The sequence below is a fragment of the Streptomyces sp. NPDC032126 genome, assembly GCF_055580085.1.
In genome coordinates this window covers 22,250-33,309 of the sequence record NZ_JBVIMA010000019.1, presented here as the reverse complement: position 1 = coordinate 33,309, position 11,060 = coordinate 22,250, and the positions used below count along the sequence as shown (strand labels likewise).

Genomic DNA, 11,060 nt, shown 5'->3' with positions numbered 1-11,060 from the left:
GCGCGCGGTCTGCTCCGCAGACACGACGCGCCGCCGCTACGCGGCGGCAACTCCATTGCTCCGCAATGGAGTTGATGTACCGTCACTCCGTGACGGTACATGAATTGCTCCGCAATTCAGCACAGGAATTCGCTCCGCGAATTCCTGGAGAAGCGCGGCTGGGCGGTCGGGGCTGGGCCGGATTGGCAGGCTTACCGGGAAGCTGATAATCGTTCAGCATTCAGCTTGATTCCGGGTAATTCCCGGAACCCTCGGGCTGACATTCTGAAAATGACCGTTCCTCAATTGCGCCTATGCGCCATTCCCGATAGAGCCAAGAATACGCCCGCGACAACGTTCCCTACAACCCACGCCCACAGTCCACGCCGAGCGTGGACGGCCCCGCCGCTAGGGCCCCGCCAGCAGCTCTCCACGCCCCAAACGTTCGGGCTCCAGCCCTGCACGGCGGCGGAGCCGACGCGCAGCCAACCCACAGGCCGCCCCTGATCCCCGAGGCAGCCGCCCGACCACGCCCCCGCCCCCTTCCTCACTCATCCTTCAACCGGCGCGGGAAAAGTGGCAGCAGAGGGGATGTCAGATCCCCGACCATGCGATGGAACGTTGGTTGACCTGCGGATACGCTGCTCCTCCCGGAGAGGCTCGCGCAAGAGATGTCGCAAGAGATGTCGCAGGAGTTAGCCGCAAGAGAAGGCGCAAGGGATGTCGCCAGGTTCGGCGTTTCGGGTGTCTCCCTCGCCTGAAGAGTGTATTATTGATTTCACTGTCAGGCGGCAACCTGACTCAGTCTCAATCACCAACACGAGGAGCCCCCTTGAACACGGAAGCGGAAACCGTTGACGCGGTAAGCCGACTCACGATCCACATTGCGGGGGAGCACGAGACCGACGCATCTATCGGTCTGACGCTCGTCCCCCTTCTGAAGATCCCCACGGCCATCATCGAATTCCGGCATCCCACCGGCGCGCGCGTTTGGTGGGAAGGCTGGTGCGAGGCCGCCGCGATGCTCGACAGGATCTTTCCCGAGCAGGTCGACGCGGGAGAATTGCGCGAACCCGAATTGACCATCAATTCGTTCGTGCTCCTGGACGACGCACCCCGACGCGCCAGGATCCGGGCCCGCAGCGCGGCAGTGAGTCCCGACGGAATCGGCGCACTGTCCGTCACTGTCGGGGGTCTGACAATCGCGTGCGCTTCCCGCGCGGCTGTCGAGTGCCAGGTGCGCGGGTGGCGCGAGGCGTACGAAGTACTGGCCCTTGACGGGGGGTTCGGACTGCCGCCCGCCGACGAGGTGGCTGCGCGCGTACGGGCCGACCACGTCCGCCACGGGGTCAACGAGCTGTTGACGGCCGCCGAGGAGCAGCGGGCGGCTCGGAAGCAGTGACGCGCCCAGGGTGGGGCGGCCGCCGGTCGCCCCACCCTGCCGGAGCCACAGCCACCAGAGAGGGACAGTAATGACCGCCGCAGGACCGATCAGCCGGGGGCAGTGGGTACGCGTCGAGCGCAACCCGACCCGGAGTCTGGCCGCCTACGCCCGTCCGAGGACCGCGAACCGGCCCGCTCCGTGGCCCGAGGTCTGGGAAGGCACGGTATTGCAAGTGGCTTACGCTGAAGGCGAGTTGACCGGCGTCGAGATCTACGGCAGGTGCGAGAGTACCGGCGAGACGAAGCGCGTGACTTTCAGCCTCAGCCGCAGCCCGTTCTTCCGTACGAGCGTGACGGCGGTGGAGTCGTCGTAACTCACTGGGTCCGTGCGGTGATTGAGGGGTGACGATCACCCCTCAAGAGTGTATTATTGATTCTGCGGATGAGCGGCAACTCACCCGCCGCCAACTCAACCACCCAAGGCAGGGGAACGATGAGCGAGTACCAGGACCACGTACGGCAGAGCCTTGAAGGGCAGAACGTCGACCCGGACGAGGATCTCGGCATTGACGCGATGCGGTGGACGCCCGGCCCCGTCAGCGAGGACGAGGCGACGCAGACCGCCGCCGACACGGCGCACGCGTTGCTCGACCGCGCCACCGACGCGTACCTGTCCCTTCTGAACGCCGTTCTCGGCGACGGGACGCACCACATGGTGGCCAGCGCCAGCACGCCGCACGGTGACCTCACCGAAGGCCAGGAACTCACCGTCATCGGTGACGCCCTGGTCATCAACGAGGCCGCATCCATGCGTGTCTGCGCAGTGATCGCGGCAGGCATGGTCGGGTGCGGCACCGGTGGACTGGCCGTGCGCACCTTCGGCCCCGACGGGTCGGAGTTCGTGCGCGGCTGGAAGGTCCGGAACTTCTGGCTTCGGCCGCTCACCGCACAGGAGATCCGGGAGGCGTACACCGTCATCCCGGAGACCGGCGAGCCGGTGGCCCCGGAACCGGGCGTGGAGTACCGGCAGGCCGAGCGGGTGCCCCGCCCAGACCAGGCCCCGACGCACGGCGCGAGCGCCAGCCACACCGCGCCCCGGGACAACCGGCCCCCGAACCGCCGCAACTGAGCACCACCCGCCGGGGCCGGTCGGGCGACCGGCCCCGGCGGGGACGCCCCTGCCTCCCCCTGCCCTGCCTCCCGGTGTGAGCGGCAACTCACCCGGCACCAACCCGCCCAGGAGTGACCCGACATGACCGCGACCACGCGCCCCGCTAGCAGCACGAGCGCCCCCGCCCAGGCGCCGGCCCCGCCCCCTGCCGAAGTGCCGGCGCCCACCGCCCCGCCCGCCGAGCAGTCCCACACGGCGGACGCCCGAGGGATGGCCCTGCCCCGCAATCTGGCCCGCCTTACGGCCCAGGCCGAGGAGGCTGGATGGACGGCCGCCGTCCAGACGCAGCCCGGACACTGCGCGCTGCTGCTCACCGCCCGCCAGGAGGCCGGGGAAACCGTCCTACGCTGCGTGTGGCGACTCACCGCCCAGGGGCACCGCTGGGACGGCGCCGCCCTCACCCGCTACGGCCAGACGGCCGCCCAGGGCATCGCATGGCGCGCCGTCGCGGACCTGGTGACCGCCGAGGCGCCCACCGCCCGCTCACAGACGACCGCGCCGGACCGGGCGGACGCTCCGGCGCCCGGTCCGGCCGAGACCGCGGCGGAGACTTCGGCCCCCCGGAAGCGTGCCAGTAAGGCGCCGTCCGTGGCGGAAGTCGAGCGCGCGCGTAGGGCGGCGGAGGAGTGGCCGGAAGCGATGGAAGCGCGGTCGCTGGGCGACCGTTACGAGGGGGAGTTCCGGCGCTCCGACCTGCTGTCGGAACTGTCCGTGTGCGGTGAGCGGTTCCCGTTCCGCTTCCATTTCAAGTCGGGCGGCGGACACTCCGTGACCCTTCCGACGGGGGACGTGCGCGGGACGTGGGGTGAGGTCACGGGGGCCGCTATCGCGTACGTGATCGCGGAGCGTCCTGCGGCGGTGCTGCGCGCGACGGCCGAGACGGCGCGCGTGTACGGGATCCAGGCGGAGAGGGCGGCGCAGAAGGCGGAGGAGAACGCGCAGACAGCCGTATCGGTCGGCATGGCGCGCGCTGCCCTGGACATGGTCCGTACTTTCGCTCAGCACATCGATTGGGACGGGCTGACGGACGAGCAGTACGACAGCGCCCGGGGTGCAGTCCGTGAGGCCGAAGAGTGCGCGGAGGGGGCAGAGTCCGCGTACGGGCGGGGCGACGTCGACACGGCCCGTTGGGCAGCGCGTGACGGTCTCGCCGTCGTGCGCTGGTTCGGACTTGACATGCCGTCGGCTCAGGAGTGCGCGGAGCGTGCGCCGGAACCGCGCGCGGTTGCTGGGCGGGTGCGGCCCCAGGCATCGGCGTTCCTGCTGCGTATCACCCGCCCGGGGTGGCAGGGGCCTGCCGAAACGGCCGAGGTTCCGGCCGGGGGCGCTCCGGCCGGTAGCGGCGTGACACCGGACGTTCCGGCGGAGGAGAACGAGGTCAAGAAGAGCCTGGCGGTGTTGGTCGACGTCGTGTCGGACCCCGGCGGGGTGGACGGGTGGGAGACCGACGGGGGCGCGGTTGAGGTGCTGCGGGTGATCTGCCACGGCAATGGGGGTGGGGTGTTCCCGGTAGCGTTCCGTGGCCCGTATGAGGGCACGGTGCGGGTGTCGCGGGCGTGGCTGACAGAGCGTGCGCGCCGCGCCCTGACCGTGGCGCGTGAGCGGCTGACAGTGGCGGAGGAGCACGCAGAGACGTGCGCGGCGTGGCGGCGGGATGCGTACGACCTTCACCAGGAAGTACGCCGGTCGGCGGGTGTGCTGGGCCCGGATGTGTGGGTTGCAGAGGAGACGGCGGGGGCGTGGTCCGCGCGTGCGCGTGAGGTGTCGTGGGCCGCAGACAAGCGGCGCCAGGGTGCGCGGGATGTGGTGCGGTGGCGTGAGCGTGAGCTGTCCGCGCTGGAGTCGGAGGCCAGGGAGGCCGGGGAGCGTGCGGCGGCCGGTCGCAAGTTCCTGGCCAGTGCGGCAGCCGGTGACGTTCCGGCGGGTCGTGGGGCGTGGGCCTCGGCCGATGGCGGGGCGGCGGCGATGTTCGAGCTTCCGGCGTGCGCTGAGGTGTCGCCGGACATGGAACACGCACCGGGCATGGCGGAGCGTCGCGCGTTCGTGGATCTCCTCGCGGACGCCGTGTCGGCCCGTGACGAGGGGCGCGCGCTGATCGGGCGTGACCTCCCGTCGAAGAAGACGCACGGGCGTACGAGCGGGATTGAGAAGGGGCAGGCGTCCGCGTCGGTCAAGGCCCTGGTTCAGCCGTGGAAGGCGCCGAAGATCCCGGCGGAGGGTAAGGCTCCGACGGCGGCTCAGTTGGAGGACTGGCAGGACGGTTACGCGGGTGCGCCGGTCGTGGCGGAGACGGAGGCGGCGCCGGGTGTGTGGCTGCCTATGGCTGCCGTGGCGTTCGCCGAGACGGCGACGGCGAACGGGTGGACTGTCGCAATGCAGCGCCAGGGCGCCACGGTGACCGTGCGCGCCGGGGGGCGGGCCGCGGGCAAGGTTCCGGGGGAAGTGCGCGCGGTGTGGTCGGCCGGTCTGTACGACGTGACCGCGTCGGGTGCATGGGGGGACGGGGTCCGGCTGGACACCGTGGCGACGCTCCAGGCGGTGAACGCCACGGTTGCTCAGCAGTGCAAGGCGCCGGGTGCTCTGGCCGAGGAGTCGCGGCCGGACACGCACGCGGACGCGGTCGACCTGGACGGGTGGGAGGGCGAGGGCGGAGCGCTCGCGCGGGATGATGGCGGAGAGTTCCCCCCGCCGGCACCCCGTGACGAAGTGTCCGCGCGGGCGGCTGACGTGGTGTCCGACCCGTCTGGGGCGGACGTGTGGGATGCAGAGGGCGGCACGGTGCCGGGCGTCGACACCCCGGCCCCCGTCGCGGCGGCTGTGGCGGTTATGCCGATCGACTGGGCGAAGCCTGCCGGGCGCGGTGACTGCGCGGCAGCAAACATGTGTGGCGGGTTCGGGGTGCTGCTGTGGGACGTGCCCGGCTGTGTTCCGCGCTGCGCCGAGTGCGCCGACCGGGTCATGGGGCACACTCCGGTGGCACTGCGCGCGCTCACCCTGCCCGGGGACGTCGCGGAGGCGGAGGAGGAGGCCGAAGCGGCGGACATCGTCATCCGGCACACCCACGAAGACGGCACCACCGTTGAGGGCTCCGCCAAGGGTGACGGGGTGTGGGAAGCGTTACGTCCGCTGGGCTGGACCTACCGGCGTACCCCGGGGATCTTCATCCGTGGCAGCCGCTACAAGGGCGCCGACCGGTGGAAGATCAACCGGGCTGCGGACGCGGTGCGCGCACTCGGCCTGTCATGCGCTGTGGTGATCGAAGAAGCCATGTCGTTCGCCGAGCGGGAGGCCGCCCGCGTTGACGCGGCCGAGGACCGGGCGCAGCGGTACGCGCACCGGTCCGGACGTGCGGCAGCATCGTCGCAGGCTGCGCGGGATGCCTCGGACCGGATCGGCGAACGGTTCTGGATGGGTCAGCCGATCTTGGTAGGCCACCATTCGGAAGGGCGCGCCCGCAGGGACCAGGAGCGCATGCACAACGCCATGCGCAAGAGCATCGCTGAGGGCGAGCGGGCCGGTTACTGGGCCAACCGCGCCCAGGCGGCGGAGGCTTACGAGCGGTATCGGAAGAACCCGGGGCGCACACTGCGCCGTATCGAGAAGCTGGAGGCGGAGCGGCGCGGCGTTCTGCGGGAGCGCGACGGCGTTGACGACAAGGGCCGCACGGCTGATGTGTGGCGACGCGAGCCGTCCGAGGGGCGCCGAAAGGAGCTGACGCGCCGTCTGGCCGAGTACGACGAAGAACTGACGTACTGGGCGGAAACGATCAAGGAGGCGGAGCGGCGCGGCTACAAGGTGTGGGGACGGGCCGACTTCGTGAAGGGCGATTTCGTGCAGTGGCGTGGGTCCTGGTACGAGGTGACCCGGGTCAACGCCAAGACGGTGACCGTGCCGCACATCCACGCCGCGTTCGATGGCGGCGCCGTCGGCGCCGTCGGCGACTGCCGCGTGGTCACCCGCGCGGCAACGGCTGAGACCCGGCACAAGGGCAGCACGTACACGCTCCCCTACCACGAGGTGAGCGGGCGCATGTCGGCCGAGCAGATGCGGGCCGCCCTGGCAGGTGAGCCGATCCCTGCCGACCCGCGCGACATCACCCCGGAGCCCGCCCCGACACCGGGTTCATTGCCGCCGTCGCGGCCGGCCTGACCGTTACCACGCCGCCCCCACAGCCTGAACACCCCATGGCCGGGCGCCCACCGCACCGGCCGCCTCCCAGGATTCCTCAGAGGAAGCACAGCTATGCGACTGAGCAAGCGCCGAGCGACCACCCTGAACCGACGCGCGCGGTTTCTGCACCAGCACCGGAAGCAGCGGGGCACGTTGCCGTGCCTGGAGACCGGCGGGACCCAGGTCTACGCCTACTGGAGCTGCGGTGAAGGCCTGGTGGTGTCCGTCCATCTGGACACCGTCGAGGTACCCGGCGACCTGATCAGCCCGGATGGAACCATCCCGGTCCGGATCACGGTCAACGGTGGCTGTGTCTTCCAGGAGGACTAACACCCACGGGGGGCGTATTATTGATTTTAGAAATGAGCGGCAACTTGCTTCCGTCGCCAACTCCCCCAGGAGGACACACGATGACCACGATCCGCCGCAATTGGACCAACCGCGTTGCACAGATGCGCGCAGCGGCCCGATCCTGCCGCGCCTACGACTCCGCGACCGGCAACATGGTGCCCGTCGACCCGGCGCGCGCATTCGAGGCATGGGAGGCCAAGCCGCGCGCCCGGCTCACCGAGGACAGCCCCGGGCAGAAGTGGACCGTCCAGGTCCACTCGAACGAGTTCTACACCCTCACCGCCGAGGCGCCCGCCACGTCCGAGGCGGGCGCCGTACCGGCCGACCATGCCGGGGAGCCCAGCCCGGCCGGGGGCCATCGCACAGCCCGCACCGTCACGCACCGCAGGCGGACAGCCGAGGAGCACGACAGCCTGCCCGGCCACCTGCCCGCCCTGGCAGTCGATCTCGTGGGCAAGACCGTGCGCGTCAAGCTCGCACGGGGCTACAGCCACGAGCGGATCCGGGACGAGTCCGAGCCGGAGCGCGCCGAGGCCCAGGCCGCCGGGGACACGCAGAGGGTGAACGGCCTGGCAGTGATGCTCGCGGTGCACGCCATGATGGCCGAGCAGACCGCCGCCGATTCCCCCACCGGCCCCAGCTCCCCTCAGCAGCAGACCGCACCCTGGCGCGCGGCACGCGAGGATGACGTGCTGTCACGCATCGACTCGGTTCTGCACGACGCCGCCGTGACCGACGACCCCGACGTCAGCGACGGCGCCATGCGGTCCGTCCCCCTGGCCGAGCCGGGCGAGATCATCCACGCCTACACCCGCGCTCAGGCCCTGGCGGACGGCGTCCTGGTGGCCGCCGACGCCGAATTGGCCCGGGAGGCCGGCTTCCGCGTATTGGTCGCCCTCACCAGCGCCGTATGGGAGGGCTGCGTGGCCTGAAACGAGGGCGACAGCGAGCGGCAGACGCCGCAGGACGAGCGCGGCCGCCTGCGGGACGTGCTGACCATGACCCGCCACGCGATCAGGCGCAGCGGCGGGGGCGGCGGTCGGGTCACCGTCGACCTGCGGCGAGTTCCGCGCGACGGTCGTACCCAGCAGGCCCGCCCGGTCCAGCTCGTCTGCACGATCGGCCCCGGAGACCGGGGCGAACCCGTGATCACCATCATGGAGCCCCACGAGGACTGATCACCCCGCCAGCCCCGGGGCGCACCGCCCCCGGGCCCCGGACGCGAAGGGATCCTCACCCATGACCACCCCCGCAAGCATGGCCGCACGCGTCGCCGAGATCCTCGGCGGCGACTGGAAGGCCGACTCCGGGCCCTGGGAGACCTACGGCCGCCTGGACGCCCCCGACGCCGACGCGTACACGCTCCACGTCGACGACCACGGCGAACTTTGCCTGTGGGCAAACCTCGACCCGACCGGCGAACTCGCCGCGTTCCGCAAGGTGCACACGTCCGAGGGAATCGAAGCGATCGCCGAGGCCCTCGCGGAAGCGATCCGCCAGCACCGCACCGCCGCCGACCAGGAGTAAAGGCCCTCACCCCCCCCGGGAAGAGAGTATAATTAATTCTTGAGAGCAAGCGGCAACTTGCTCGACACCAACCCGATCGCACGAGGAGCAATCCGTGAGCGACACCGCAACAACAACAGCCGCACCGATGCAGCGGGTCACCCTGCGTCTCGGTCAGATCCGCGTCAACGAGAACAACGTCCGCCGGGACCTCAACCTGGACGAGAAGTTCCTGGGGTCCGTCGCGGCCAACGGCGTGAAGGTCCCCGTCGTGGTCCTTCCGCTCGACGAGGACACCTACGAGCTGAAGATGGGCCACCGACGCTACTTCGCCGCCCGGGCCACCAAGGAGACCGAGGAAGAACAGGAAGCGATCGAGGTCCCCGCGTACGTCCTCGACCCCTCTCTGCGCGAGGCGGGCGAGGACTTCATCGACCAGCTCATCGAGAACGACGACGACTACCGCCGGGGCCTGACCGAGCTGGAGCAGGCCGACGCCCTGTTCGGCGCGGTCGGCGCTGGTATGAAGCAGGCGAGGGTCGCCGAGCTCACCGGCCGCTCCCGCAAGGAGGTGTCCCAGGCGGTGAAGACCGCCAAGTCGGTCGGCGAGCGGACCCGTGCGGCACTCGCCGAAGCCGGTACCTATGACCTCGACCTGGAAGTCCTCGGTGTGCTGGGCGAGTTCGACGACGACCCCGCCGCCGTCGACCGGCTACTGGACGCCTACGCCAAGGGCCGCTTCGAGTTCCAGGTGCAGTGGGAGCGCGACGACCGCGAAGAGCAGCGCGCCCGTGAGGGGGTCCGCCCGCAGCTTCAGGCCGCCGGGGTGCGGCTGGCCGAGGACAGCGACACGCTTCCGCAGACCGCCGAGCCGCTCAGCGAGCTCGACGGCCCGGACAGCGAGCCCATGACCGCCGAGACGCACGCCGAGTGCCCCGGCCACGTGGCGACCTGGGCCGAGAACCCCCGCGAGCCCGGCGAGGTGGACTACTTCTGCACCGACCCGTACCGCTTCGGCCACTACCCGCCGCAGGAGGACACCCCCGAGACGGACGGCGACCAGGCCGAGGAGCAGCCGCAGGCGGCGAGTGAGGCCAAGACGTCGGAGCCGTCCCGCGAGTACGTCAAGGCGGGCAACAAGGCCTACCGCGCCGCCGAGAAGGCCCGGCAGGGGTGGCTGAAGGACCTGATCGGCCGCAAGACCGCTCCGAAACCGCTCGCCGCGTTCGTCACCGAGCAGCTTCTTGCCTGCCCCAAGCCGGTAGCTCAGTGGGTGGGCGACGTGGGCCGCCGGGACTTGGTCAAGGAGCTGACCGGCTACGACGCCCCCGCCGAGCGCGCCAAGTCGGCGACTCCGGCCAAGCTCACCCAGCTGAACTTCGCGGTGCTGGCCGCGACGTTCGAGAAGCGGATGGGCGAGGTGCGGACCTGGCGTACCGACAGCACCGCCCGTTCCGCCGTCTACGAGCTGCGGGAGATCCGGGAGGACGCCCGCAGGTGGCTGACCTTCCTCGCCGAGATCGGCTACCCGCTCTCCAGCGTCGAACAGGCCATCGTCGACGATGAGCCCTACCACGAGGGCGGGCCCGATACGGCCGACGCCGACCGCCAGACCGACGAGGACACCGAGGACACCGAGGACGCGTCCTGACCTGCTGCCCGGGCCGGACCTGACCGGTCCGGCCCGGGCACCCCCTCCCACCCCATTCTGCGCGCCGCCTGCCCGGAAGGCTTCGCCATGCTCCGCTCCGAACTCCGCCTCAACGCCTCTTTGTTCGTCGCCCAGGCCGCGTTAAGCAACCACACAGGCCTGATCGCCCGGACCGGGCTCGCCATGCCGGCCGCGCCGTTCGGCACCCCCGCCTGGCAGCTGCCCGCCCTTCTCTCCTACCTTCACCGCCTCCACCAGGACGAGGAGGACCCCTCCCCCGAACTGTGGCGCGCCCACACCGAACGCCCCACCGGCCCCGTGCCCCGGCCGCACATCCGCTACCAGGCTGACGGCCTGCACGATCCGGATGCGGTGTGTGTACTCGACATCCAGCTCGGCCCGCGCGACAAGGCCACCGGCTGGCCCGCCGCCGACCTCGCCGTCATCGAACAGGAAGAAGGCGCCTGCCCCTTCGGACGCGTCACCCGCCGCCACGGCACCGAGGCGATCGCCGCGTACACCGCCCAAGAGCTGACCGCCGAGCACGCGGCCCTGATGGACCGCGCCCACCAGCACCAGGACGCCTACTTCGTGCGCCTCGCCCAACTGGCCCAGCGCGCCGCCGAGTGGGCCGACAAGGTCCGCGCCGCCGCACACGCCGATGCCGTCCACGTCCAGGCCGACCGCGTCAGGGCCCGCATCACCCGCTGACCGCCCCGAAACTCCGCGCCGACTGCCGCCTGTGGAAGCCTGCACCATGTACGAGTTCGAGCCCCCTCACCGGCCTACGCCATCTCCGACACCAACGGAGAACACCAGCTACGCGGCCGGGACCGCACCCGCGCCGAC

At 70.8% G+C, this 11,060-nt stretch carries 10 protein-coding genes; all 10 read left to right on the top strand.

Going from position 1 to position 11,060, the window contains the following annotated elements; all coding sequences use genetic code 11:
• Positions 1-811: 811 nt before the first annotated feature.
• The 10 genes from ACZ5NW_RS37265 (at position 812) to ACZ5NW_RS37220 (ending at position 10,922) form a co-directional block, all read left to right on the top strand.
• The gene (locus tag ACZ5NW_RS37265; protein ID WP_468748492.1) at positions 812-1,381 is read left to right on the top strand and encodes a hypothetical protein; all 570 of its coding nucleotides are present in this window, start codon (positions 812-814) and stop codon (positions 1,379-1,381) included.
• 214 nt (positions 1,382-1,595) lie between these two features.
• Complete coding sequence (locus tag ACZ5NW_RS37260; RefSeq protein ID WP_468748491.1) at positions 1,596-1,736, top strand: hypothetical protein; 141 nt, start codon at positions 1,596-1,598, stop codon at positions 1,734-1,736.
• A gap of 119 nt (positions 1,737-1,855) precedes the next feature.
• Positions 1,856-2,491 carry a hypothetical protein gene (locus ACZ5NW_RS37255; protein ID WP_468748490.1) on the top strand — a complete coding sequence of 212 codons (636 nt, stop codon included), beginning with the start codon at positions 1,856-1,858 and terminating at the stop codon, positions 2,489-2,491.
• A gap of 252 nt (positions 2,492-2,743) precedes the next feature.
• Complete coding sequence (locus tag ACZ5NW_RS37250) at positions 2,744-6,682, top strand: DUF3560 domain-containing protein (RefSeq protein WP_468748489.1); 3,939 nt, start codon at positions 2,744-2,746, stop codon at positions 6,680-6,682.
• Positions 6,683-6,775: 93 nt separating this feature from the next.
• Positions 6,776-7,033, top strand: coding sequence for a hypothetical protein (locus ACZ5NW_RS37245; protein WP_468748488.1), 258 nt, complete (start codon positions 6,776-6,778; stop codon positions 7,031-7,033).
• 80 nt (positions 7,034-7,113) lie between these two features.
• A complete protein-coding gene (locus ACZ5NW_RS37240; protein ID WP_468748487.1) occupies positions 7,114-7,986 on the top strand; it encodes a hypothetical protein in 873 nt (290 codons plus the stop codon).
• Between the two features lie 48 nt (positions 7,987-8,034).
• Complete coding sequence (locus ACZ5NW_RS37235) at positions 8,035-8,232, top strand: DUF6573 family protein (RefSeq protein ID WP_468748493.1); 198 nt, start codon at positions 8,035-8,037, stop codon at positions 8,230-8,232.
• A 61-nt stretch (positions 8,233-8,293) separates the two neighbouring features.
• The gene (locus ACZ5NW_RS37230; RefSeq protein WP_468748486.1) at positions 8,294-8,581 is read left to right on the top strand and encodes a hypothetical protein; all 288 of its coding nucleotides are present in this window, start codon (positions 8,294-8,296) and stop codon (positions 8,579-8,581) included.
• A gap of 94 nt (positions 8,582-8,675) precedes the next feature.
• Positions 8,676-10,211 carry a ParB/RepB/Spo0J family partition protein gene (locus ACZ5NW_RS37225; RefSeq protein ID WP_468748485.1) on the top strand — a complete coding sequence of 512 codons (1,536 nt, stop codon included), beginning with the start codon at positions 8,676-8,678 and terminating at the stop codon, positions 10,209-10,211.
• Between the two features lie 87 nt (positions 10,212-10,298).
• Positions 10,299-10,922: a hypothetical protein gene (locus tag ACZ5NW_RS37220; RefSeq protein WP_468748484.1), complete on the top strand. Its 624-nt coding sequence runs from the start codon at positions 10,299-10,301 to the stop codon at positions 10,920-10,922.
• The last annotated feature ends 138 nt before the right edge of the window (positions 10,923-11,060 follow it).

Coding starts and splice junctions, on each gene's coding strand:
- ACZ5NW_RS37240 (WP_468748487.1), top strand. CDS start 7,114: ATGACCACGATCCGCCGCAATTGGACCAACCGCGTTGCACAGATGCGC.
- ACZ5NW_RS37250 (WP_468748489.1), top strand. CDS start 2,744: ATGGCCCTGCCCCGCAATCTGGCCCGCCTTACGGCCCAGGCCGAGGAG.
- ACZ5NW_RS37230 (WP_468748486.1), top strand. CDS start 8,294: ATGACCACCCCCGCAAGCATGGCCGCACGCGTCGCCGAGATCCTCGGC.
- ACZ5NW_RS37245 (WP_468748488.1), top strand. CDS start 6,776: ATGCGACTGAGCAAGCGCCGAGCGACCACCCTGAACCGACGCGCGCGG.
- ACZ5NW_RS37220 (WP_468748484.1), top strand. CDS start 10,299: ATGCTCCGCTCCGAACTCCGCCTCAACGCCTCTTTGTTCGTCGCCCAG.
- ACZ5NW_RS37255 (WP_468748490.1), top strand. CDS start 1,856: ATGAGCGAGTACCAGGACCACGTACGGCAGAGCCTTGAAGGGCAGAAC.